The 23,352-nt window shown below is 62.0% G+C and carries 25 protein-coding genes; 12 read left to right on the forward strand and 13 right to left on the reverse strand.

Annotated elements, in window-relative coordinates; translation table 11 throughout:
* Positions 1-9 precede the first annotated feature (9 nt).
* From chbC to osmE, 4 genes are all read right to left on the reverse strand, one after another.
* On the reverse strand, positions 10-1,368 hold the full coding sequence (chbC, locus tag ACLH1U_RS10010; RefSeq protein ID WP_004203823.1) for a PTS N,N'-diacetylchitobiose transporter subunit IIC: 1,359 nt from the start codon (positions 1,366-1,368) through the stop codon (positions 10-12).
* Between the two features lie 11 nt (positions 1,369-1,379).
* Positions 1,380-1,496, reverse strand: a complete 117-nt coding sequence (locus tag ACLH1U_RS10015) for a hypothetical protein (protein WP_032429133.1) — start codon at positions 1,494-1,496, stop codon at positions 1,380-1,382.
* 19 nt (positions 1,497-1,515) lie between these two features.
* A complete protein-coding gene (chbB, locus tag ACLH1U_RS10020) occupies positions 1,516-1,836 on the reverse strand; it encodes a PTS N,N'-diacetylchitobiose transporter subunit IIB (RefSeq protein WP_002901547.1) in 321 nt (106 codons plus the stop codon).
* Positions 1,837-2,114: 278 nt separating this feature from the next.
* A complete protein-coding gene (gene osmE, locus ACLH1U_RS10025; protein WP_023289302.1) occupies positions 2,115-2,453 on the reverse strand; it encodes an osmotically-inducible lipoprotein OsmE in 339 nt (112 codons plus the stop codon).
* Positions 2,454-2,735: 282 nt separating this feature from the next.
* Between osmE and nadE the strand changes: the two genes are divergently transcribed.
* Together nadE and cho are read left to right on the forward strand one after the other, a co-directional pair.
* The gene (gene nadE, locus ACLH1U_RS10030; RefSeq protein ID WP_023289301.1) at positions 2,736-3,563 is read left to right on the forward strand and encodes an ammonia-dependent NAD(+) synthetase; all 828 of its coding nucleotides are present in this window, start codon (positions 2,736-2,738) and stop codon (positions 3,561-3,563) included.
* Between the two features lie 99 nt (positions 3,564-3,662).
* Complete coding sequence (gene cho, locus ACLH1U_RS10035; protein ID WP_023289300.1) at positions 3,663-4,526, forward strand: excinuclease Cho; 864 nt, start codon at positions 3,663-3,665, stop codon at positions 4,524-4,526.
* Between the two features lie 87 nt (positions 4,527-4,613).
* Here the strand turns inward: cho and spy are convergent, their stop codons facing one another.
* The 6 genes from spy to ACLH1U_RS10065 all read right to left on the reverse strand — a co-directional run bounded on the left by spy (position 4,614) and on the right by ACLH1U_RS10065 (position 11,466).
* The gene (gene spy / locus ACLH1U_RS10040; protein ID WP_072096650.1) at positions 4,614-5,099 is read right to left on the reverse strand and encodes an ATP-independent periplasmic protein-refolding chaperone Spy; all 486 of its coding nucleotides are present in this window, start codon (positions 5,097-5,099) and stop codon (positions 4,614-4,616) included.
* A gap of 343 nt (positions 5,100-5,442) precedes the next feature.
* Entirely contained in the window at positions 5,443-6,408 is a 966-nt protein-coding gene (astE, locus tag ACLH1U_RS10045) for a succinylglutamate desuccinylase (protein WP_121936162.1), read from the reverse strand.
* A gap of 9 nt (positions 6,409-6,417) precedes the next feature.
* Complete coding sequence (gene astB, locus ACLH1U_RS10050; RefSeq protein ID WP_411299229.1) at positions 6,418-7,743, reverse strand: N-succinylarginine dihydrolase; 1,326 nt, start codon at positions 7,741-7,743, stop codon at positions 6,418-6,420.
* Complete coding sequence (gene astD / locus ACLH1U_RS10055; protein WP_121936163.1) at positions 7,740-9,218, reverse strand: succinylglutamate-semialdehyde dehydrogenase; 1,479 nt, start codon at positions 9,216-9,218, stop codon at positions 7,740-7,742. Before astD ends, astB begins: the two co-directional genes overlap by 4 nt.
* Positions 9,215-10,249 carry an arginine N-succinyltransferase gene (gene astA, locus ACLH1U_RS10060; RefSeq protein ID WP_023289295.1) on the reverse strand — a complete coding sequence of 345 codons (1,035 nt, stop codon included), beginning with the start codon at positions 10,247-10,249 and terminating at the stop codon, positions 9,215-9,217. The genes astD and astA overlap by 4 nt, the downstream gene beginning before the upstream one ends.
* Positions 10,246-11,466 carry an aspartate aminotransferase family protein gene (locus ACLH1U_RS10065; protein WP_023289294.1) on the reverse strand — a complete coding sequence of 407 codons (1,221 nt, stop codon included), beginning with the start codon at positions 11,464-11,466 and terminating at the stop codon, positions 10,246-10,248. Before ACLH1U_RS10065 ends, astA begins: the two co-directional genes overlap by 4 nt.
* Before the next feature lie 438 nt (positions 11,467-11,904).
* Between ACLH1U_RS10065 and xthA the strand changes: the two genes are divergently transcribed.
* On the forward strand, positions 11,905-12,711 hold the full coding sequence (gene xthA / locus ACLH1U_RS10070) for an exodeoxyribonuclease III (RefSeq protein ID WP_023289293.1): 807 nt from the start codon (positions 11,905-11,907) through the stop codon (positions 12,709-12,711).
* Between the two features lie 155 nt (positions 12,712-12,866).
* Here the strand turns inward: xthA and ACLH1U_RS10075 are convergent, their stop codons facing one another.
* Positions 12,867-13,010 (reverse strand): hypothetical protein, encoded by a 144-nt coding sequence (locus ACLH1U_RS10075; RefSeq protein ID WP_023289292.1) that lies wholly within the window; start codon positions 13,008-13,010, stop codon positions 12,867-12,869.
* On the opposite strand from ACLH1U_RS10075, the gene ACLH1U_RS10080 reads away from it, so the two are divergent.
* The 7 genes from ACLH1U_RS10080 to ACLH1U_RS10110 all read left to right on the forward strand — a co-directional run bounded on the left by ACLH1U_RS10080 (position 12,942) and on the right by ACLH1U_RS10110 (position 19,556).
* Positions 12,942-13,580, forward strand: coding sequence for a TVP38/TMEM64 family protein (locus ACLH1U_RS10080; RefSeq protein ID WP_223822588.1), 639 nt, complete (start codon positions 12,942-12,944; stop codon positions 13,578-13,580). The genes ACLH1U_RS10075 and ACLH1U_RS10080 overlap by 69 nt on opposite strands.
* A complete protein-coding gene (locus tag ACLH1U_RS10085) occupies positions 13,567-14,277 on the forward strand; it encodes a TVP38/TMEM64 family protein (protein WP_032452524.1) in 711 nt (236 codons plus the stop codon). The genes ACLH1U_RS10080 and ACLH1U_RS10085 overlap by 14 nt, the downstream gene beginning before the upstream one ends.
* Positions 14,274-14,834, forward strand: a complete 561-nt coding sequence (locus ACLH1U_RS10090) for a carboxymuconolactone decarboxylase family protein (RefSeq protein ID WP_032452523.1) — start codon at positions 14,274-14,276, stop codon at positions 14,832-14,834. Before ACLH1U_RS10085 ends, ACLH1U_RS10090 begins: the two co-directional genes overlap by 4 nt.
* 2 nt (positions 14,835-14,836) lie before the next feature.
* The gene (locus ACLH1U_RS10095; RefSeq protein WP_411299230.1) at positions 14,837-16,015 is read left to right on the forward strand and encodes an ABC transporter substrate-binding protein; all 1,179 of its coding nucleotides are present in this window, start codon (positions 14,837-14,839) and stop codon (positions 16,013-16,015) included.
* Positions 15,988-17,523 (forward strand): ABC transporter permease subunit, encoded by a 1,536-nt coding sequence (locus ACLH1U_RS10100; RefSeq protein ID WP_105491145.1) that lies wholly within the window; start codon positions 15,988-15,990, stop codon positions 17,521-17,523. Before ACLH1U_RS10095 ends, ACLH1U_RS10100 begins: the two co-directional genes overlap by 28 nt.
* Complete coding sequence (locus ACLH1U_RS10105) at positions 17,523-18,155, forward strand: ATP-binding cassette domain-containing protein (protein WP_085550733.1); 633 nt, start codon at positions 17,523-17,525, stop codon at positions 18,153-18,155. The genes ACLH1U_RS10100 and ACLH1U_RS10105 overlap by 1 nt, the downstream gene beginning before the upstream one ends.
* A 93-nt stretch (positions 18,156-18,248) precedes the next feature.
* The gene (locus ACLH1U_RS10110; protein ID WP_044522400.1) at positions 18,249-19,556 is read left to right on the forward strand and encodes a sulfurtransferase; all 1,308 of its coding nucleotides are present in this window, start codon (positions 18,249-18,251) and stop codon (positions 19,554-19,556) included.
* A gap of 51 nt (positions 19,557-19,607) precedes the next feature.
* Here the strand turns inward: ACLH1U_RS10110 and ACLH1U_RS10115 are convergent, their stop codons facing one another.
* Positions 19,608-20,222, reverse strand: a complete 615-nt coding sequence (locus ACLH1U_RS10115) for a CDP-alcohol phosphatidyltransferase family protein (RefSeq protein ID WP_072420372.1) — start codon at positions 20,220-20,222, stop codon at positions 19,608-19,610.
* An 86-nt stretch (positions 20,223-20,308) separates the two neighbouring features.
* Here ACLH1U_RS10115 and ACLH1U_RS10120 point away from each other — a divergent pair, with 86 nt between their 5' ends.
* Together ACLH1U_RS10120 and gdhA are read left to right on the forward strand one after the other, a co-directional pair.
* Entirely contained in the window at positions 20,309-20,719 is a 411-nt protein-coding gene (locus ACLH1U_RS10120) for a pyrimidine (deoxy)nucleoside triphosphate diphosphatase (protein WP_085550886.1), read from the forward strand.
* 182 nt (positions 20,720-20,901) lie between these two features.
* Complete coding sequence (gene gdhA / locus ACLH1U_RS10125) at positions 20,902-22,245, forward strand: NADP-specific glutamate dehydrogenase (protein WP_004176526.1); 1,344 nt, start codon at positions 20,902-20,904, stop codon at positions 22,243-22,245.
* 43 nt (positions 22,246-22,288) lie between these two features.
* On the opposite strand, the gene ACLH1U_RS10130 is transcribed toward gdhA, so the two are convergent.
* Positions 22,289-23,269: an NAD(P)H-quinone oxidoreductase gene (locus ACLH1U_RS10130; RefSeq protein ID WP_065805804.1), complete on the reverse strand. Its 981-nt coding sequence runs from the start codon at positions 23,267-23,269 to the stop codon at positions 22,289-22,291.
* Positions 23,270-23,352 lie beyond the last annotated feature (83 nt).

The following is a 23,352-nucleotide window of genomic DNA, read 5'->3' on the forward strand; positions in this document are numbered from 1 at the left end:
CGCGCGGTATCAGAATTTCAGTGCGTTGGCGATGTCTTCTTCGCTCTCTTCCTGCTCGATGACGGTCTGCGCTTTATTCGACAGCACCACAAACGGCAGGTAGACCAGGGTGGAGACGCCAAGGTTGAACAGGGCGACCAGCAGAGCGGCGACGCTGCCGTTACTGTTGAAGAACGCCCCCAGGCCAGTTGGCATGGTCCACGGCGCCAGGTTGGTCACCGGTGGGATAATCCCCAGGCTGTAGGCCGCGAGAGTAATGGCCGCCAGAATCGGCTGGACCAGCACGAACGGGATGAACATGACCGGGTTCATGATGATCGGCAGGCCAAACAGAATCGGTTCGTTAATCTGGAAGATGCCTGACGGCAGCGCCAGCTTCGCAACCTGACGATGGTCAGCGCGGCGGGAAGCGATAAAGATGGCGATGATCAGACCCAGCGTCGCCCCGGAACCCCCCAGCAGGATGTAGGAGTCGAGCATCGGCTTGGCCCAGAAGTGGAACTGTTTACCCGCTTCGATCGCCGCATCAACCGATCCGTACTGGTTGTACAGCGCGATGTTTTCCAGCGCCCACGGCGTCATGATGCCGTTATCCAGCGCGGTCAGCGCCAGCGAACCGTGCACCCCGAAGAACCACAGCAGGGAGTTAAAGATGACGTATGCCCAGCCGACCACGCTGCCCATCGCCGCCAGCGGCGTAGAGATGGAGTCCATGATGATCTGGTGGAAGTTGCTGCCGTAGCTCGACAGGGCCCACGAGATAATGCCGAAGATGGAGAGGATCAAGAAGCCAGGGATCAGCGCGGAGAAAGAGCGCGATACCGACCCCGGCACGCTGTCCGGGAGTCTGATTACCCAGTTGCGACGGATCACGAAGGTGAACAGCTCCGCGACGACCAGACCGATAATCATGCCGGAGATGATGTTCTGCCCGCCCAGCCAGTTGGCGCCGACGGCATAGGCTTCGCCCACGCTATACGGGGTCACGGTCATAAAGGCCGCGACCGCCAACAGGCCTGCGGCCATCGGGTCGACTTTGCGCTCTTCCGCCAGCGCGGAGCCAATAAAGAATGGCGCCATCAGCGACATAATGCCGAGGGTGCCGTTATAGACGTTACCGCCGATAGCCTTAAAACCGTTTAAGGTTTCAATGGTGGAGGCATCCAGGCGAATGCCCATGGAATAAAAGAAAGAGCCTTCGCCGAAGCTCAGAAAAACGTTGTTAATTAATACAAACATGGCCCCGGCGAGGGTCAACGGCATTAATTTAATGAATCCATTTTTAATCGCATTAATATGCGGCTGCTTTCCTATTTTCACTGCAAAAGGAAGGAGTACCTTTTCAAGCGAGTCGATCACTTTACTCATAGTCAATACCCTTAAAAGCCGCAATAAACTATTACGGCGATGATGTATGAAATTACTCTTTGACGGGAAAATAAACTCTTTATTCTTTGACGTCCGGCAACGGGATGCCGCCAGGCGTCAAAATATATCGAGTTTTAAAATTTAAAATTATTGTGCTGCAGCTTTCTTAATGGCCGCGACGGCGGCTTTCAATACACCTAAACCATCCACCTTGCCATACAGAAGAGAATCGATAACTTCTACCGGTTTATTCGGCAGCAGGCGCTGAATTTCCGGTAACATATACGCAATTTGTGGCCCTAATAATACAACGTCGGCTTCCGGTCCCTTTTCACCCGCGAGAGTCTCAGGATAGGCTTCAATAATGACCGGGACTTCGTATTTTTCCGCCTGCGCCCGCATTTTGGAGACCAGCAGTGACGTGGACATGCCTGCCGAGCAGAACAGATAAATGTGTTTCTTTTCCATGAACGCTTCCTCAATGTGTGAGACCAGGGCCTTCAGTAACCGCTGAGAGCCGGTAAGACTGGTAACATCCGGTTAATTCTGTTTATGGGTTGAGTATACGGCAACCTGAGCCGTCGTGATAATTCCCTGTTGAACAGAATTGTCTCTCATTGACCTCCGGTTTTGACTACCCTCACATTTTCATCCAAATAATTCGCGCAATTAAATAAGCATCAGGACTCACAAAAAAGCCCGACCAGTGGTCGGGCTTACGTACAACTCAGTCAACAGTAGGGCGCTTACTTAGCGTTGCGCGGATCCGTATCATACTCAGCGCAGGTCTGGTAGCCGGAGTTCATCACGTGCCCCGTTTCGTCGAGGGCCACAAAGTAGGTCTCCACTTTACCATCTCGTTGACCGAGGATATAGGTCTGGCAGGTGCCGCGGGCATGGACCATCGTCACTTCCGTTGAAGGTTTGCCAGCGATCTGCATCACCTGCTCACGCGACATTCCTTTCTTCACATCTTTCACCACCGGCTGGGTAAACTGGTCTTTGGTACGATCGTAAGCGGTACAGCCCGCGAGTAAGGTTAACGCGACGGTGACGCCCAGTATTCCTGCTAAGCTTTTGTTCATTTTGGTTCCTCTCTTCCACTGTGTAACGATAAGCCTGGAATAAATAGTGTTATTTTTCAAGCCGAACAGCGAAATCATGTCTGATTGTGTTATTGCGTAAACAGGATTGACGCTCCGCCGACGACCGGCGCTTTCTCCTGCGCGCGGGCATCTATAATGAAATCCTATGTCATTGATTGCCTTCTTTTCCGGCAGTCAAAACCCCGGTCCTTGTCGTTTCAGCGGCAAAGAGGTAGCTTTAAGCCAACAGGTTGCCAAACAGATTCACTTTCGGAGGGCGCGATGACGCTACAACAAGAGATTATTCAGGCGCTGGGCGCGAAGCCGCAGATTGATGCCGCAGGCGAGATCCGCCGCAGCGTCGATTTCCTGAAATCCTATCTGCAGACTTACCCTTTTATTAAATCGCTGGTGCTGGGTATCAGCGGCGGCCAGGACTCGACCCTGACGGGGAAACTGTGCCAGATGGCGATCAATGAACTGCGCGCCGAAACTGGCGACAGCAGCCTGCAGTTTATCGCCGTCCGTTTACCCTACGGCGTGCAGGCGGATGAGCAGGACTGCCAGGATGCCATCGCCTTTATTCAGCCTGACCGCGTGTTGACGGTGAATATCAAAGCCTCGGTACTGGCAAGCGAACAGGCCCTCCGCGAAGCGGGGATCGAACTGAGCGACTTCGTTCGCGGCAACGAAAAAGCCCGTGAGCGCATGAAAGCCCAGTACAGCATCGCCGGGATGACCAAAGGGGTGGTGGTCGGCACCGACCATGCGGCGGAAGCGATTACCGGCTTCTTCACTAAATATGGCGACGGCGGCACCGACATCAACCCGATCTTCCGCCTGAACAAACGTCAGGGCAAACAGCTGCTGGCCCATCTCGGCTGCCCGGAACATCTGTATAAGAAGCTGCCGACCGCCGATCTGGAAGACGATCGCCCCTCCCTGCCGGATGAAGTGGCGCTGGGGGTCACCTATGAGAATATCGACGATTATCTGGAAGGCAAAACGCTGGACCCCAGCATCGCCAAAACGATCGAAGGCTGGTATCTGAAAACCGAACACAAGCGTCGGCCGCCCATCACCGTCTTTGACGATTTCTGGAAAAAATAGTCCCTCCCCCGCCCCGGCCCGCGCCGGGGTTATTTTTTGCGCTTTTCGCCGCAAAAACCGCCTGCTATACTGGATAGATAGACAGTATCAGGAGTTATTGTGGCCAGAAAGCAATCTGCCCCGCGTCTGGAGTTTGAGGCGGCGGCGATCTATGAATATCCCGAACACCTTCGCCCGTGGCTGGAGGCGCTGCCGAAGCTGCCGGGCGTCTATCAATTTCACGGCGACAGCGACACGATGCCGCTCTATATCGGCAAGAGCGTTAACCTGCGCAGCCGGGTGCTCTCCCACCTGCGCACGCCTGAAGAGGCCGCGATGCTGCGTCAGTCCCGGCGTATTACCTGGCAGCGCACCGCTGGCGAGCTGGGGGCCCTGCTGCTGGAGGCGCGGTTAATTAAAGAGCAGCAGCCGCTGTTTAACAAGCGGCTACGGCGTAACAAGCAACTCTGCGCCTGGCTGCTTGCGGACGACCGGCCGCAGATTGTCTATGCCCGCGAGGTTGATTTCTCTCATCAGCAGCATCTCTATGGTCTGTTCGCCAACCGGCGGGCGGCGCTGCAGATGCTGCAGAGCCTCGCTGACGAACAGCGCCTCTGTTATGGCCTGCTCGGTCTGGAGCCGCTCAGCCGCGGTCGCGCCTGCTTTCGATCCGCGCTGGGCCGCTGCGCCGGCGCCTGCTGTGGAAAGGAGAGCGTGGAGGCGCACCGCCAGCGTCTGCTGGCGCAGATGAGCAAGCTGCAGCTGGTGTGCTGGCCTTGGGCAGGACCGGTGGCGCTGGAGGAGCGCGGCCCTGATATGACGCAGTATCATGTCATTCATAACTGGCTGTGGCTGGGGGCCGTCGACTCGCTCGACCAGGCCGCTGAGCTTACCCGCCTGCCCGCCGGATTCGACCAGGATGGTTACAAAATTCTCTGTAAACCTCTGCTCAGCGGCAACTACCCGCTGCACCCGCTTAGCTGAGAAGCCAGAAAGAAAAAACCGCCGGCCCTGCCCAACGCCTGATGGCATTATTGGGCAAGACCGGCGGTCTTGATTCAGTACGCTACATTATTCAGCGGGTGCAGGCATTTTACCTGCCGGCGCGTTGCGTTCTGTCAGATGCTTCTCAAAATTGGCATTGAACTGTTTTTTCTGCTCTGGGGTCAGAATGTTGTAGATCTTGTTCTGCGTTTCCAGGCGGGACAGCGCCATCGCTTTATGCTGCGCCTCCATCTTATCGATCTGCGCTTCCGCTTTCGCCTTGTCGAAGGTATCGCTGGCGATCAGCTCGTGCATCGCGCGGCGTTCGTCGAGGGACGGACGCTTCATATTTTCGCGCTGGCTCTTCATGATGTCGCGGATCTGCTGCTTCTGCGCATCGGTCAGGTTGAGGCCTTTAAACATCATGTCATGCTGACCTGGGCCGCCTTTATGATGCATCATCATCGGCTTGCTGTCGCTCGGCGCGGTGGTGGTATCGGCGGCGTGAGCCAGGTTAGCCGCGCCCAGAGCCAGAGTAGAGGCAACAAACAGTGCAGTGAGTTTCTTCATCATTCAATCCTTACTTTACGTTATTCTTACGGCGCGTTGCCGTGTTGACGAGATTAACTTTACGACGTTAATCGTCAATTAGTCAGAGCAAGAGTAAAACAATGAAAGTGTAAAAAACAGTTTCTCACCAATTATGGAGAAAATAAGGAATTTGAACGAGGAATTGCAATAAAAAATAAATAACCTACTGTTTTGCAGAGAAATTATGGAGAGTATAAAGGAGGAGAGATTAAAAACAAAGCATTTTACCAGGAATAATCTGCAAATTTACGCTGGCGCACGAAAAAATAAGAAGATGTAAAACGACGCGCGAAATTAAGCAGGCCGCCCGGCGGACGGCTTGCCCTCAGGGTAATTTTTCCAGCATCAGGCCAGCGCGCAGCCCCCTGGCCACCGCCGGATTGGGAAACAGAACATACTCCGGCTCTGCCCCCACCACATACCGCATCTCCCCCTCCTCCGCCAGCAGCGTGCCTGGGGCGAAGGGGGTGAAGTTCAGCGTCCGATCCGCCATATGCAGACGGAAATCGTCGCTATGGCGGGTGATCTGCTGCACCACCCGGTAGCGCAACGGCGCCGGGGCGTCGGCAATGGCCAGATCCCCCACCAGCAGTCGGGAGATAGCCCCCTCGGCGGCGGCAAACTGCGTCAGATCGTTTTCCCCCAACGGCAGCGCTTTGCCCAGCTCAAGGGTGCAGGCCAGCGCCGCGAACCGCTCGCAGCTGAAGTGGGTGAAGGTCCCGCCTGGCTGGCGATGAAACACCAACGCCTCCAGCCCGGCGCCGCCCAGCCAGTGAAGATAATCCTCCTCCCAGGGCGTATCGCGGGCCGGGAGCACCCCGAAGCGCGGATGCAGCGACCCGCGGATCGCGGTATGCAGATCGAGGTGCCAGCGCGGACCATCGTGGTCGCGATAGAAGCGGCCCACCGCCTGCTCCAGCCGCTGCGCCCGCTGCGTCTCCTCGCTGGCCGGGAATTGCCGCCAGCGCTCGCCAAACATCCGGTTCATATCGCTGTGCAGATAGCGTTTATTCGCCCGCAGCGCCGGCGGGTTACCGACGATCACCAGCAGCCGCCAGCGCAGGGGGAGTTCCTCCCGAACCAGCCGCTGCACCAGCCGGTCGACAATCTCCACCGGCGCCGTTTCGTTGCCATGGATGGCGCAGGAGAGCACCAGCCCGCGCTCGCAGCGCGCATGCGGCGTCAGCTCAAGGATCCCCTCCCCAAGCCAGTGCCAGCGGAAATGGGCCGTCTCGCCGTGAAAGTGATGGGGCAAACGCCCCGCCAGGGTTAATGCCAGAAAGTGTTCCACCGCGCCCCCTTATTGCTGAAATGGATAAACCGAACCGAGCTGCAGGATCTGGGTCAACCGATCCAGCGCGTCGCGCCCTTCCCGCAGCAGCTGGGGGTCGGCGAGGTCGGCCTGGGTGAGACGATCGCGATAGTAGCGATCCACCCAATCATTGAGGGTGGCAAACAGCGTATCGTTCATCAGGACGTGCGGATTGACCGCCTGATACTCCTCGGCCGTCAACACTACCCGCAGGCGCAGGCACGCCGGACCGCCGCCGTTGGCCATACTCTCGCGCAGATCAAAAACCTGCAGCGCGGCGATGGGGTTATCCCCGGCCAGCAGCTCATTGAGATAGTTCCACACGCCCGGATGCGCCTGGGCTTCCTGGGGCAGGATCAGCGCCATGCTGCCGTCCGCCCGGCTCAACAGCTGGCTGTTGAACAGATAGGTGGCAACCGCCTCTTCCACCGTGACCCGGCTGGCGGGAACCACCAGCGGGGTGAAGCCCGGCACCTGCTGCGCCAGCTGCTGCAAAACCGCGTTCTGGTCGGCAAAGGCCTGCTCATGGCAGAACAGGACCTGACGATTGCTCACCGCGATGACATCGTTATGAAAAACCCCCATGTCGATCGCCACCGGATGCTGGCGGGCGAAGATCAGCTGGCGGGGATTGACCTTATTAAGGCGCGCCACCGCCTGGCTGGCCTCGAGGGTTTGCCGCGCCGGATAGCGACGCGGCGCCTCTTCGCTTCCCCGGCGGCGGCCATAGACAAAGAGCTGAACGCCGGGGGCGCCATATTCGCCGCCGAGACGGTTATGGTTCGCCGCCCCTTCGTCGCCAAACCATGCCGAGGCAGGCAGCGCCGGATGGATGGCAAATCGCGTGCGGTCCGGGAAGATCGCCTGCAGCAACGCCCCGGTGGTGGGGGCTTCGCTGGCGCGGTGGAATTTATCCTGCAGATTCGCCACCGTCAGGTGTACCAGGCCATCCAGCGAATCGGCGGAGGGACAGACCGTCGCGGCGTTGGCCACCCACATCGCCGAGGCCGAACTCACCGCCGACAGCAGATCCGGATCCTGCTGAGCCGCGCGAGCCACCACCTGTTCATCGCTGCCGCTAAAGCCCAGCTGACGCAGGAGCGGCACGTTGGGCCGCTCCTGAGGGGGGATCACCGCCTGCGGATAGCCGGCGTCGGCGAGGGCTTTCATTTTTTTTAGCCCCTGCTTTGCCGCCAGCTGCGGGTTCGACACCCGAAAGCGGTGCCGGGTGGAGGCCTCATTGCCAAAGGAGAGCCCGGCGTAGTGATGGGTCAGTCCGGGCAGACCGTCAAAGTTGACTTCGCGGGCGGTCATGACGCCTCCCCGGCCCGAAAGTCGAGCCCCGGATTGAGACTGGCGGGCAGCGTCAGGGTCGGCGATTCGAGACTGGCCATCGGCCAGGCGCAATAATCGGCGGCATACCAGGCCCCGGGGCGATGATTGCCAGAGGCCCCGGTGCCGCCGAACGGCGCGGTACTCGCCGCCCCGGTCAGCGGTTTGTTCCAGTTGACTATCCCGGCCCGCGCCTCGAGCAGCAGCCGATCGAACTTCTCCCGTTCCGGGGAGATTAACCCGCAGGAGAGCCCGAAGCGGGTGGCATTGGCCAGGGCAATCGCCTCCTCGAAAGTGTCGTAGCGCCAGACGCCAAGCAGCGGGCCGAACACCTCTTCATCCTCGACCTGGGCCACGTCGCTCATGTCGACAATCCCCGGCGTCAGCAGCGACGTCCCGGCCTGCAATAAGCGCGGCTCCAGTAGGGTGGCTGCGCCAGCGGCGATCCGCTGCAGCCAGGCCTGATGCACTTTCTTCGCGGCCTGTTCAGAGATAAGCCCGCCGAGAAACGGCTGCGGCTCAGCGTCCCACGCCGCGGGGATCAGCCGTTGGCTCACCGTCACCAGCCTGGAGAGGAAAGCATCTCCCGCCTCTCCGCGCCGGACCAGCAGACGCCGGGCGCAGGTGCAGCGCTGGCCGGCGGTAATAAAGGCGGACTGGATGGTCAGATGCACCGCGGCATCGACGTCCCGCGGATCGTCGACGATCAGCGGGTTATTGCCGCCCATCTCCAGCGCGAGGATCTTCTGCGGCTGTCCGGCCAGCTGGCGATGCAGATGAAAACCGGTGGTCGAGCTGCCGGTAAACAGCAGCCCGTCGATATCCGCCTGGCCGCTGAGCGCCTCGCCGGTTTCCCGACCGCCCTGCAGCAGGTTGAGCACCCCGGTGGGCAGGCCGGCCTGCTCCCACAGCTTCACCACCGCTTCGCCACTGTGCGGGGTGAGTTCGCTGGGTTTAAACACCACGGTATTGCCCGCCAGTAGCGCTGGCACGATATGCCCGTTCGGCAGATGGCCGGGAAAGTTATAGGGGCCAAAGACCGCCAGCACGCCATGCGGCCTGTGACGCAGCGTCGCGGCGCCATCGGGCAGCTCGCTGTGCTGTTCGCCGGTGCGGGTGTGGTACGCCTTCACCGAGATCGCCACCTTGTTGATCATCGCCGTCACTTCCCCGGCCGCCTCCCAGCGCGGCTTTCCGGTCTCGGCGCCGATAATCGCCGTCAGCTCCGCCTTGCTGGCCTCCAGCAGCGCGGCAAATTTTTCGACGATGACCTGGCGGTCGGCAAACGGCAGCCGCGCCCAGGCCGGGAACGCCTGGCGGGCTGCCGCCACCGCCTCGGCGACCTGCCCGGCGTCCGCCGCCTCTCCCTGCCAGACAACCTTCAGGTTGACCGGATCCTGTTTGCTGAAGCGCGGCCCATCGCCGGGCCGCCAGTCGCCGTTAATCCACAGACTCATGCGGTTTTCTCCTCAGGGATCAGGCGCACCATGCGCACCTGGTCGCCGGCATGACACTTCAGCATATCCAGCTCGCGGGCGCTGAGGGTCAGGGTGTCGCCATCCGGGTCGGCATGCACCAGCAGGGCGCGGAACTGGTGGTACTGTTCGTTCGCCACCAGGCACAGCGGCCCGTCGCCGGGCGGCGTTTCGCCGGCCTCGGTGGTCACCAGACGGCTTTTGCGGATCGCCCGCACCCGGTCAATATCGCACTCCAGGGTCGGGCCGCCGTCGAAAATATCGATGTAGTTCAGGTAGCGGAACCCCTCTTTCTCCAGCACCGTCCGGGCCGGGGCGGTCTGCGGGTGGACCTTGCCGATCACCGCCTGCGCCTCGGGGGTGAGGAAATCGATATACAGCGGGTGCTTGGGCATCAGGGCGGCAATGAAAGCCTTCTGTCCGGTGCCGCACAGGTAGTCGGCGCGGGAAAACTCCATGGCGAAAAAGCGTTTGCCCAGGCTCTCCCAGAACGGGGAATAGCCGTGCTCGTCAATCACCCCGCGCATCTCGGCAACCACCTTCTCATTAAAGCGCTCGCGAAAGGCGGCCATAAATAAGAAGCGCGATTTCGACAGCAGATAGCCATTGCCCTCTTTGCGCCACTGCGGGTCGAGGAACAGGGTACACAGCTCGCTGCTGCCGGTGTGGTCGTTACTGAGAAACAGCGTCGGCAGCGCCTGATAGACGTTAAGCTCCTTCGAGGCATGGACCTGGGTGCCGACCCGGTAGTTGTACCAGGGATCGTTGAGCCCCACCGCCACCTCTATCGCGCAGATGCCCACCACTGCGCCGCTCTCGCTCTCTTCCAGCACAAAGACATAGCCCTGCTCGCTTTTCGGCAGCTCGCCGCGCCAGGTTTGCTGTGAGCGGGCGATCCGCGCCGCGAGGGTGGCTTCATCCACCGGCAGCGAGGTCAGCCCGCCGCCGGTCTCCGCCGCCAGCTTCAGCAGCCCGGGCAGATCGCCCGGCTCCACCGGTCGAATAACCATCATGATGAAACTCCCGCCAGGAATCGCGCGCAGGCCCGCTCGACGCGATCCAGCCCGCTGTTCACCTCTTCTTCACTGACGTTCAGCGCCGGCGCGAAACGCACCACGTTGGCGCCGGCGATCAGGATCATCACACCCTCTTCCGCCGCCAGGTTGCTGAGGGTTTTCGCCTTCCCGGCCCAGGCGTCGTTCAGCACGCAGCCGATCAGCAGCCCCAGGCCGCGGATCTCCTTGAACAGACCATAGCGGGCGTTGATCGCCTGCAGGCGTTCGCAAAACCACTGATGGCGCTGTCTGACGCCGGAGAGCACTTCCGGGGTATTGACGATCGACAGCAGCTCGCCGGCCACCGCCCCCGCCAGCGGGTTACCGCCGTAGGTGGTGCCGTGGGTGCCGACGGTCATCACGCTGGCGCAGGCCTCTGTCGCCAGCAGCGCGCCGATGGGGAAGCCGCCGCCCAGCGCTTTGGCGGTGGTCAGCACATCGGGGGTCACGCCGTAGTGCATATAGGCATACAGTTCGCCGGTGCGCCCGACCCCGGTCTGCACTTCATCGAAAATCAGCAGGGCGTTGTGCTGGTCGCAAAGCTGGCGCAGGCCGCGTAAAAACTCGACGCTGGCCGGCACCACGCCGCCTTCGCCCTGCACCGGCTCGACGATCACCGCGCAGGTTTGGTCATTGATTAAGGCCTTTGCCGACGCGAGATCGTTAAACACCGCATGCTGGATCTGCGGCGGAAGCGGGGCAAAATCCCGGGAGTAGGCCGGCTGACCGCCTGCCGAAACGGTGAACAGCGTCCGCCCGTGAAAGGCGTTCTGGAAGGCGACAATGCCGCTTTTCTCGCTGCCAAAGCGATCGTGGGCATATTTACGCGCCAGCTTGAGCGCCGCCTCATTGGCCTCGGCCCCGGAGTTACAGAAGAAGACCCGGTCGGCGAAGGTGGCATCGATAAGCATTTTGGCCAGACGCAGGATCGGCTCATTGGTATAGCCATTGCCGGTATGCCAGAACTTGCCAGCCTGATCGGTGAGGGCCTGCACCAGACGCGGATGCGCATGCCCCAGCGCGTTCACGGCGATGCCTCCGGCAAAATCGATATACTCTTTGCCCTGCTGATCCCACAGCCGCGACCCGGCGCCCCGCACCGGAATAAAAGCCGCTGGCGCGTAGACCGGCATCATCCATTCATCAAAGTGGTTACGCGTAATTGACTGAGACATATCGACCTCTTCCGGTAAATTAAAAGTAGCAATAATGTTAATAAATATGAGTTATTACGCTGTAAATGTAGATTGCACGGTTCGTGCCAGCCAGCGATAAAAATGCATAAACCGGATGAGATAACGCAATATCAATGAGTTACAACCTGGCGCTATTCACATAAAATGCATATTTAGTGAATAAGTATCCGATAAAGGGGGATGAACAGTGATTAAAGAAGATAAGTTATGCAAAGGTAAGATATAATTCTGTAATTGTGATCTTCTGCGAAATTTATCGTAGCTATTTGCCCTTTTTTGGCGCGGCGTGCCCGCAAAAGGGGCACCCACGGCACGCTCATGCGCAGCGATTGGCAGAATGACGCATCGGATGGCAGCCAGCCTGGCGAATTTCTGCTACCATCCCTGCACTATTCACCTTGCACAGTGGCAGCGACTATGAAATTCGTCTCTTTTAATATCAACGGCCTGCGCGCCCGCCCACACCAACTGGCCGCCATCGTCGAAAAGCACCAGCCGGACGTGATTGGCCTGCAGGAAACCAAAGTTCACGACGATATGTTCCCTCTCGAAGAGGTCGCCAGACTCGGCTATAACGTCTTTTATCACGGCCAGAAAGGCCATTATGGCGTCGCTCTGCTGACCAAAGAGACGCCGATTGCCGTCCGCCGCGGTTTCCCGGACGATGGCGAAGAGGCTCAGCGCCGCATCATCATGGCCGAGATCCCGTCGCCGTTCGGTAACGTTACGGTGATTAATGGTTATTTCCCGCAAGGTGAAAGCCGCGATCATGAGACCAAATTCCCGGCCAAAGCGGCGTTCTATCAGAATCTGCAGAACTATCTGGAGACCGAGCTCAATAAAGAGAATCCGGTGCTGATCATGGGCGATATGAACATCAGCCCTACCGATCTCGACATCGGTATCGGTGAAGAGAACCGCAAACGCTGGCTGCGCACCGGCAAATGTTCCTTCCTGCCGGAAGAGCGGGAATGGATGGACCGCCTGCTGGGCTGGGGCCTGGTGGATACCTGGCGTCAGGCTAACCCGGACAATCAGGAGCACTTCTCGTGGTTTGATTACCGCTCCAAAGGCTTCGACGATAACCGCGGGCTGCGCATCGACCTGCTGCTGGCCAGCCAGCCTCTGGCCCAGCGCTGCGTGGAGACTGGAATCGATTATGAGATCCGCGGGATGGAAAAACCATCCGACCACGCGCCGGTATGGGCCACCTTCCGGCCGTAAGCCACGTTCTGACCTGCCTCCCGCCGCGCGGGGGGCAGAATTTCCTGAGCAAAATCAACAAAGCGACGGTAAACCATTGTGGCCGTCGTCTGAACAGGATACTGTCGCGCGCACTTTTTAATGTCCACCGCGTCCAGGCTGTACAGGAGACCCCTTCATGAAAAAGAAGCCATCATCCGGCCATTGGTAAAGGGCTGGGACTCATCGCGCTGGCGGCCGCGCTGGCCGTTATCAGCCACCGCGTCGGTCTCCACGATCTGCTGACTCACCTGCATCTGCTGCAGGAGACCCTGCGCCATCAGGGCGCCTGGGGCTATCTGGTCTATGCTGCGCTGTTTATCATTGCCACCCTGTGCCTGATCCCCGGCAGCCTGCTGGTGATCGCCGGCGGAATACTCTTCGGCCCGCTGACCGGCTCTCTGCTCTCGTTTGCCGCCGCCACTGTCGCCTCTTCGCTGTCGTTTTTGATCGCCCGCTGGCTTGGGCGCGATCTGCTGCAGCGCTATGTGGGCCATACCGCCGTCTTCCAGGCCATTGAGCGCGGTATCGCCCGCAGCGGCAGCGATTTTCTGATCCTCACCCGCCTGGTACCGCTCTTTCCCTACAACATTCAGAATTACGCCTACGGCCTGACGGCGATCCCCTTCTGGCCTTTTACCCTGATCTCCGCCGTGACCACCCTGCCGGGCCTGGTGATCTATTCGGTGATGGCCAGCGAACTGGCTCGCGAGGGGGCGACCTTCGCCTTCGCGCTCAAGCTGAGCCTCGCCGGCGGGCTGCTGTTTGCCCTGGTGCAGATGGGCAAACGGTTTGCCCGCGCCCGCCGTGTGGCAACGCCCGGCGAGGAGGTGCGCCATGACCCGACCTGATCGCCGTCACCTGCGCCGCGCCCGGCTGGCCCTCGCCGTGGTGGCCGTTGCCGCTCTGGCCGCCTGGCTGTGGTTCCCCGGCGGGCGAGCCTTTCTGCAGCACAGCCTGACGGCGCTAGCGTCGCTGGATCCCCAGCATGTTAAAGACTTTATCGCCGCCTGGGGGGCGCAGGCGGCGCTGGTCTCTTTTGCGCTGATGCTCCTCCAGGCGATCGTCGCCCCGCTGCCGGCCTTCCTGATCACCCTGGCGAACGCCGCGCTGTTCGGCGCCTTCTGGGGCGGCGCGCTGTCGTGGTTCAGCGCCATGGTCGGCGCCGGGCTCTGCTTCTGCATCGCCAGAGCGCTGGGGCGCGAGGTGGTGGAGAAACTCACCGGCCGCACGGTGCTGCGCAGCGTCGACGGCTATTTCGCCCGCTTTGGCCCGCAGACGATCCTGGTCTGTCGCCTGCTGCCGTTTGTCCCTTTTGATCCGGTCAGCTATGCCGCCGGACTGACTTCACTGCGCTTCTGGCCCTTTATGCTGGCCACCGGCGTGGGACAGCTGCCGGCGACCATCGTCTATTCCTGGGCCGGGAGTCTGCTGACCGGAGGCGCCTTCTGGCTGGCCACTGGCCTTTCGCTGCTTTTTGCCCTGGCGGTGGTCATCTCCATCGCCAAAAATATTTACCGTGAACGTCATAAGAGATCGTCGCCATGAGCTTACCCCCGCTGGATACTGTCCCCCTGATCCTTCGTCCGCAGGCCTGGCTGCACCGTCGTCATTACGGCCAGGTGCTGAGCCCCATTCGCTGGTGGGGACGGATCCCGTGGCTGTTTTACCTGGTCTCGCTGTTCGTGGGCTATATTGAACGCCGCCGCTCGCCGCTGGATCCGGTGCTGCGCTCGCTGGTCAGCGCCCGCATCGCCCAGCTGTGCCACTGCGAATTCTGCATCGATATCACCAGCATGACCCTCGCGGCGCGGAGCGGAGGTCGCGACAAACTGCTGGCGGTCGCCGACTGGCGCAACAGTACGCTGTTTAGCGAGCAAGAGCGTCTGGCGCTGACCTATGCCGAAGCCGCCAGCCAGACGCCGCCGGAGGTGGATGATGCCCTGCGCAGCGCGATGGCGGCGCATTTTGACGCCCGGGCGCTCACCGAGCTGACCGCCCTGATTGGCCTGCAAAATTTATCAGCGCGGTTCAACGCCGCGATGGCGATCCCGGCCCAGGGGCTGTGCAAGATACCCCCCTCTTCCCCGCATAATAAGGAGTAACGATGCGCCGTTTGCGTGATTTCAGCCTCTGTCTGTACCTGCTGCTGCTCTGGCCGCTGGTGGTGAATGCCGACGACAGCTGGCGGCAGACCCAGACGGAAGCCCGTGGCCAGACCGTCTGGTTTAACGCCTGGGGCGGCGACCCGGCCGTTAACCGCTATCTGGCGTGGGTCAGCGAGGAGGTCAAACGCCACTACGCGATCGACCTGCGTATTGTCCCCATCGCCGACGCCGCCGACGCGGTGAAACGCATCCAGACTGAGGCGCAGGCTGGCCGTCGCCGCGGCGGTTCGGTGGATTTACTGTGGATCAACGGCGAAAACTTTCACACCCTAAAACAGGCCAACCTGCTGCTCACCGGCTGGGCCGAATCGCTGCCCAACTGGCGCTATGTCGATCGGCAAAAGCCGGTTCAGGAAGATTTTTCTGTCGCCACCGAGGGCGCCGAGTCGCCGTGGGGCAGCGCCCAGCTGACGTTTATCGCCCGCCGCGAACAAACCCCGCAGCCTCCCACCAGCCCGCAGGCGCTGCTGGCCTTCGCCAGAGCCCATCCGGGCAGCGTAACCTACCCGCGGCCACCGGACTTCACCGGTACCGCCCTGCTGGAGCAGTTGCTGCTCGCCCTCACCGACCAGCCTGCCGCCCTGCGCCAGCCGCCGCAGACGGCGACTTTCGCGGCGGTCACCGCCCCGCTGTGGCGCTATCTCGATACGCTGCACCCGGCGCTGTGGCGGGCGGGCAAGGATTTCCCGGCGTCGCCGGCGCGGATGGACGCCATGCTCAACCAGGGCATCCTCCGCCTGTCGCTGACGTTTAATCCGCTCCATGCCCGGCAGAAGGCCGCCAGCGGGGAGTTACCGGCGGACAGCTACAGCTTCGGCTTTACCGGAGGGACCCTTGGCAACGTCCATTTCGTGACTATTCCGGCCAACGCGCGCGCCGTCGCCGCTGCCAAAGTGGTGGCCAATTTCCTGCTCTCCCCTGAGGCGCAATTGCGCAAGGCGGATGCCGCCGTCTGGGGCGATCCAAGCGTCCTGGACCCGCAGCGTCTACCTGACAAGCAGCGCCAGGCGCTGGCGGCCACCCTGCCGCAGGATCTGCCGCCGGTGCTTGCCGAGCCGCACGCGGCGTGGGTTGACGCACTGGAGCAGGAATGGCTGCGCCGCTACGGTACCCACTGATTCTGCTGGCCTGGGGGACGATGGCGGCAATCTATCTGCCCTTATTCCCCGCCGCCGCAGGGCTGGTGTGGCCGGCGCTCTCCCCGGTCCACTGGCGGGCGCTGTTCGCCGACCCGCAGCTGGGCCAGGCGCTGGCCGCCACCCTTGTTTCCACGCTGCTGTCCGTCGGCGGCGCGTTACTGATCGCCCTGACCATCGTCGCCGCCCTCTGGCCTTCGGCCCGCTGGCGGCGACTGGCTTCCCGCCTGCCCTTGCTGCTGGCGGTGCCCCATCTTGCCCTGGCGACGGCAGCGCTGCTGCTGTTCGCCGAAGGCGGCTGGATCTGGCAGCGGCTGCCGTTTTTGACGCCGCCGGTCGACCGGTACGGCATCGGGCTTGGCCTGACGATGGCCCTGAAAGAGAGCGCCTTTGTGCTGTGGGTGATCTACGGCCTGCTGGGGGAGGCGCGCCTCGCCGACCAGGCGACAGCGCTAAAGAGCCTCGGCTACGGCCGCTGGCAGTGCCTGCGCTGGCTGGTGCTGCCTGGGCTGCTGCCCGCCCTCGGCATGGTGCTGCTGGCAGCCGCGGCCTGGAGCCTGTCGACGGTAGACGTCGCCCTGGTGCTGGGGCCCGGCAATCCGCCCACCCTCGCCGTGCTGGCGTGGCAGTGGTTAAGCCAGGGCGATGACCTGCAGCAGGCGAAAGGGGCGCTGGCCAGCCTGCTGCTGCTGGCGATCCTCGGCGGGCTGGCGCTGGTCGCCTGGGGCGGATGGCGGCTACAGCGTCAACGTCTGCCCGATCTGCGCGGCGTTCGGCATCCCCATCCTCACGCCCTGCCCGGCCGCCTGCTGGCGAGTGCCCTGCCGCTGAGCGGCCTGCTGTGCGCGCTATTGCTGGCGGGGCTGGCGCGCTCGGCGCCGCCGCAGACCGTAGCATTGATTAACAGCCTTGGTCTGGCGCTGGCGGCCTGCGCCCTCGGCGCGGCCGTCTGCCTGCTGTGGCTGGCCTGCGGCCCGGCGCGGGGAGATGGCTGGGTCTGGTTGCCGCTGGTGCTGCCGGCCCTGCCGCTGGCCGACGGCCAGTACCGGCTGGCCCTGTACGCCTGGCTAGACGGCGAATGGTGGACCGTCCTGTGGGGCCATCTGCTGTGGGTGGTGCCGTGGATGCTGTTTATTTTGCGCCCGGCCTGGCGCCAGCGCGATCCGCGGATGGCGGTGATCGCCCGCACGCTCGGCTGGGATCCCACGCGTATTTTCTGGCTGCTGACCCTGCCCTCGCTGACCCGCCCGCTGCTGACCGCCCTGGCGGTGGGTTTCTCGGTGAGCATTGCGCAGTATCTGCCAACGCTATGGCTGGGGGCAGGCCGTATCCCGACGCTCACCAGCCAGGCGGTGGCGCTCAGCAGCGGCGGCGAGGCGCAGACGCTCGCCGCCCAGGCGCTATGGCAATTACTGCTGCCGGCGGTATGCTTTACCCTGACGGCCCTGCTGGCCTGGCTGGCGGGCCGCTATCGACGAGGACTTCGCTAGTGCTAACCGTAAACCATCTGACCCTGAGCGTGAAACGTCAGCCGCTGCTGCGGGAGGTCGCCTTCTCGGTGGCCCCGGGTGAAGTGCTGACGCTGATGGGCCCTTCCGGCAGCGGAAAATCGACGCTGTTTGCGTGGATGATTGGCGCTCTGGCCGGCGACTTCCGCGCCGAGGGCGAGCTGTGGCTCAACGATCGGCGCTGCGATACGCTGCCGACGGAGCGCCGGCGCATCGGCATCCTGTTTCAGGACCCGTTGCTGTTCGACCATTTCAGCGTCGGGCAAAATTTACAGCTGGCGCTACCGGAAAGCGTACGCGGCGAGGCGCGAAAAGCCGCGGTGGAGCAGGCGCTCAGTCGCGCCGGGCTGCATGGATTCGCCGCGCGCGACCCGGCCACGCTCTCCGGCGGACAGCGGGCGCGGGTGAGTCTGCTGCGCGCCCTGCTGGCGCGCCCCGAGGCGCTGCTGCTGGATGAGCCCTTCAGCCGCCTGGATGCTACCCTGCGCACCGCGTTCCGCCGCTGGGTATTTGAGGAACTGGCCCGCCAGGCCATTCCGGCGATCCTGGTGACCCACGATCGCGAGGACTGTCCGCCGACGGGGCGGTGCCTGGCGATGGAGCGCTGGCAATGAAGCGCAATAGCGTGCAAACCTGCGTTACCGCAAAGAAATCAACGCCTGGCAAGCGGAGAATACGCCCTCCACTTTTTACCGTCGGGCATTTCGATGAAACGTGTTTCTCAATTGACCGCACTCGCCCTGCTCATGGGGCTTGCTGCTACCACCACCTGCGCCGCTGAAACCATGCCAGCGCTCACCCTCTCCCACCTGCAACAGCAGCACGGCGTGGCCATCGACACCCGCCTGAGCGCTTATTACAACGGCTGGCCGCAGCACGTCAACGGCCCGGAAGGTCATGAGCCGCAGGCGCTGAACCTTTCCGCCCGCTGGCTCGGCGCCATGAGCGACGAGCAGCTCCACAGCTGGGCTAAACAGCACCAGCTCCAGCCCGATACCCCCATCGCGCTGTACGGCAGTCCTGAGGATAACGCCAGCGTCGCGGCGCGACTGAAACAAGCGGGCTTCACCCGGCTCAACGTCCTGAGCGACGCTCTGAGCCAGGGCGACCGTCTGCAAAAGCTGCCGCACTTTGAACAGCTGGTCTACCCGCAGTGGCTGCACGATCTGCAGCAAGGGAAAAGCGTGGCTGCCGCCCCGGCCGGCGACTGGAAAGTGTTTGAGGCCGCCTGGGGAGCGCCGAAGCTCTATCTGCTGAGCCATATCCCGGGCGCGGGCTATATCGACACCAATGAGGTGGAGAGCGAACCGCTGTGGAATAAAGTGTCCGATGCGCAGCTGAAGGCGATGCTGGCGAAGCACGGCATCCGCCATGACACCACGGTGATCCTCTACGGTCGCGACGTCTACGCCGCGGCGAGGGTGGCGCAGATCATGCTGTACGCCGGCGTCAAAGACGTGCGCCTGCTGGACGGCGGCTGGCAGACCTGGTCCGACGCCGGTCTGCCGGTGGCGCGCGGCATGCCGCCGACGCCGCAGCCGGCGCCGGATTTTGGCGCGCCGATCCCCGGCCAGCCGCAGCTGATGCTGGATACCGGGCAGGCCCGCGGTCTGCTGCACCGCCAGGACGCCTCGCTGGTCAGCGTCCGCTCGTGGCCGGAGTTTATCGGCACCACCAGCGGCTACAGCTATATCAAACCGAAGGGCGACATCGCCGGCGCCCGCTGGGGCCATGCCGGAAGCGACTCCACGCACATGGAAGACTTCCATAACCCGGACGGCACCATGCGCAGCGCCGACGATATCGCCGCCCTGTGGCGCCAGTGGAACATCCTGCCTGACCAACAGGTGGCGTTCTATTGCGGAACCGGCTGGCGGGCCTCGGAAACCTTCATGTATGCCCGGGCCATGGGCTGGCCGCACGTCGCCGTCTATGACGGCGGCTGGTACGAATGGAGCAGCAACCCGCACAATCCGGTCGCCCGCGGAGAACGCGGCCCGGAAAGCAGCCAGTAACGCGTCCCACTCGCGCGCGTCGCCCCCTGCCGGCGATGCGCGATTTCCCGCTCACGCCACCCGCTTTAAGGTCTGGTAGCCGCTGGCGATACGCGTCGCCGTCGTCAGCCAGCATAGCGCGCCAAACAGCCACGCCAGACAGGCGAAATGCGCCGGAAACAAGCAGCTGAGGACAAACAGCAGGATAGTCTCCGTCCCCTCCGTCAGCCCCCCGAGATAGTGCAGCGATTTATGGGCATAGCCGGGATTGGCGATCTGGTGCTTTGCCGCCAGCGCGGCAAAGGCGAGAAAGCTGCTGCCGGTGCCGATAAAGGCAAACAGCAGCCAGCCGCCCGCCAGGGCGTTATTCTGCGGATCCGCCAGGATAAAACCGAACGGCACCAGGGCATAGAAGAGAAAATCCAGTGAGATATCGAGAAAACCGCCGGCGTCGCTAAGCCCGCGCCGCCGCGCCAGGGCGCCGTCCAGGCCGTCCAGCAGGCGGTTGAGAAGGATGGCCGCCAGCGCCGCGCCATACCACCCTAATGCCAGAAATGGCAGAGCCAGCGCGCCGATGGCAAAACCGAGCAGCGTCAGCCCGTCTGGCGAAATGCCCGGGCGGTCAAGCGCGCCGGCGGCAGCGTTAAGCAGAGGTTTGAGGCGAGGATGCAAGTGGCTATCAAGCACGGGGGTCTCCAGCAGAGTTGGCGGTTGTCAGTGAAGGTCTATGGCGGTGATAATAGGCCAGTTTGGTCTTATTAACGTTGATGCTTATGCTAAAAATGATTGAAGTTGTCGCCGCCATTATTGAACAGGATGGCAAAATTCTGCTGGCGCAGCGCCCGCCCCACGCCGACCAGCCGGGAATGTGGGAATTCGCCGGCGGCAAAGTGGAGCCGGGTGAAAGCCAGCCGCAGGCGCTGGCCCGGGAGCTGCGGGAGGAGATGGGCATCATCGCCCACCCGGCATGCTATATCGCCAGCCATCAGCGGGAAGTCTCCGGTCGCCAGATCCATCTGCACGCCTGGTGGGTAGCGAACTTTCAGGGCGCGCCGCTGGCCCACTATCACAGCCAGCTGCGCTGGTGCCTTCCTGCCGACGCCTTAACCCTCGATCTCGCCCCGGCCGATATCCCTCTCCTGCACGCCTTTATCGCCCAGCGCCCGTCCCTTTCTCCCCGCTGATCCGCTCGCCGCCTCGTCATCGTTTTTAGTTATGACGGGCGGGCAATTATAAATTTTGCTGACGGCTTAATTTTTCCTTGCTTGCCTAAGGATTAGCGGTGTTATAGTCGGAAAATCGGTTTTTTCAAGGACCGAATCATAATAAATACACGCAACCACAACCATAAGGGGAACTTATATCTATGGATCAGACGTGCACTCTGGAAGGCTTTCTCACCCGCGTTCAACAGCGCGATCCTCATCAAACCGAATTTGCTCAAGCCGTCCGGGAGGTCATGACCACCCTGTGGCCTTTCCTTGAGGAAAATCCGCGCTATCGTCAGCTTGCTTTGCTGGAACGTCTGGTGGAACCGGAGCGCGTGATCCAGTTCCGCGTGGTGTGGGTGGACGACCGCAATCAGGTCCAGGTCAACCGCGCGTGGCGCGTGCAGTTCAACTCGGCCATCGGCCCGTATAAGGGCGGGATGCGCTTCCATCCGTCGGTGAATCTGTCGATTCTCAAATTCCTTGGCTTCGAGCAGACCTTCAAAAACGCCCTGACCACCTTGCCGATGGGCGGCGGGAAAGGCGGCAGCGATTTCGATCCTAAAGGCAAGAGCGATGGCGAAGTGATGCGCTTCTGCCAGGCGCTGATGACCGAGCTCTATCGTCATCTTGGCCCGGATACCGACGTACCGGCGGGCGATATCGGCGTCGGCGGCCGCGAGGTCGGCTTTATGGCCGGCATGATGCGCAAACTCTCTAACAACAGCGCCTGCGTCTTCACCGGTAAAGGCCTCTCCTTCGGCGGCAGCCTGATCCGTCCGGAAGCCACCGGTTACGGCCTGATCTACTTCACCGAAGCAATGCTCAAACGTCACGGCCTCGGCTTCGAAGGCGCTCGCGTGGCGGTCTCCGGCTCCGGCAACGTCGCGCAATACGCCATTGAGAAAGCGATGGAGCTTGGCGCGCGGGTGGTCACCGCCTCCGACTCCAACGGCACCGTCGTTGACGAGGCGGGCTTCACCAAAGAAAAACTGGCCCGCCTGATCGACATCAAAGAGCGTGCCCACGGCCGGGTGGCCGACTACGCCCGCGAGTTTGGCCTCACCTATCTCGAAGGCCAGCAGCCATGGTCAGTGCCGGTGGATATCGCCCTGCCTTGCGCCACTCAGAACGAACTGGACGTCGATGCCGCCCGCCAGCTGATTGCCAACGGCGTGAAGGCCGTGGCGGAAGGCGCCAACATGCCGACCACCATCGCCGCAACCGATCTGTTCCTTGAAGCTGGCGTGCTGTTTGCCCCGGGCAAAGCGGCCAACGCCGGCGGCGTGGCGACGTCCGGTCTGGAGATGGCGCAGAACGCCGCGCGCATGGGCTGGAAAGCGGAAAAAGTGGATGCTCGCCTGCATCACATTATGCTGGATATCCACCACGCCTGCGTGCAGTACGGCGGTGAAGCGAAGCAGACCAACTACGTGCGCGGCGCCAATATCGCCGGTTTCGTGAAGGTGGCGGATGCCATGCTGGCCCAGGGCGTGATTTAACCTCCCCTGACGCCCTCCCGGCGGCTGCCCGCCGGGAGGCGTCTCACGACGTCATCGTGATCACCACTTTCCCCAGATGTTGACCACTGTCCAGACAGGCATGCGCCTCGGCAATCTCCGCCATCGGGTAGCTGGCGTAGATCATCGGCTTGCATTTCCCTGCCTCAAGCAGCGGCCAGACGTGGCGCCGCAGCGCCTCGGCAATCTCCTGTTTCTCCGCCGCCGTCCGGCCGCGCATGGTGGAGCCGGTGACGGTGGCCCGCTTGAGCATCAGGGTCTGAATATCCACCTCATGAGCGATTCGCCCGCCCATAAAGCCGATGATCACCAGCCGTCCATCCTTTTTCAGTAGCCCCAGGTTGCGGTTAAAGTAAGGGCCGCCCACGATATCCAGAATGACATCCACCCCTTCATCGTTGGTCAGTTGGTGAATTTTCTCTGCGAAATCTTCGGTTTTGTAGTTGATCGCCGTGGCGTAGGGTCGCAGCGCGGCAATTTTTTCGTCCTGGCCGACGGTGGCATAGACGCTCATCCCCAGCGCGTGACACAGCAGGACCGCGGTGGTGCCAATCCCGCTGGCGCCGCCGTGGATCAGAATGCTCTCGCCGGACTGCAGCTTACCGAGCTGGAAAACGTTCGCCCACACGGTGAAGAAGGTTTCCGGAATGGCGGCCGCTTCGCTAAAGCTGAGGCCCGCCGGGATCGGCAGCGTCTGGCCTGCCGGGACGGCGCAGTATTCGGCATACCCGCCGCCGTTGGTCAGCGCGCAGACGCGATCCCCGGGGGCAAAGGTTGTGACCTGCACGCCGACCTTCACGACCACACCCGCCACCTCGAGGCCGGGCACGGGGGTGACGCCCTCAGGCATAGGGTACAGCCCCTGGCGCTGCAGAATATCCGGCCGGTTGACGCCCGCCGCTTTCACCTTGATGAGCACCTCATGCTCCCCGACGGTGGGGATCTCACCTTCGCGGATCTGCAATACTTCCGGGCCGCCCGGTTGGCTGATAGCGATATATTTCACGGGTCCTCCTTATCGCCTGGGAGAGAAATGAGCAACGGCATCGGGAAGGGGAATGGGCATCCCTGTTCTGAGGGGGTCGTCAA

The organism is Klebsiella sp. 1SOBk5mer, from assembly GCF_046603115.1.
GTDB lineage: Bacteria > Pseudomonadota > Gammaproteobacteria > Enterobacterales > Enterobacteriaceae > Klebsiella > Klebsiella quasipneumoniae.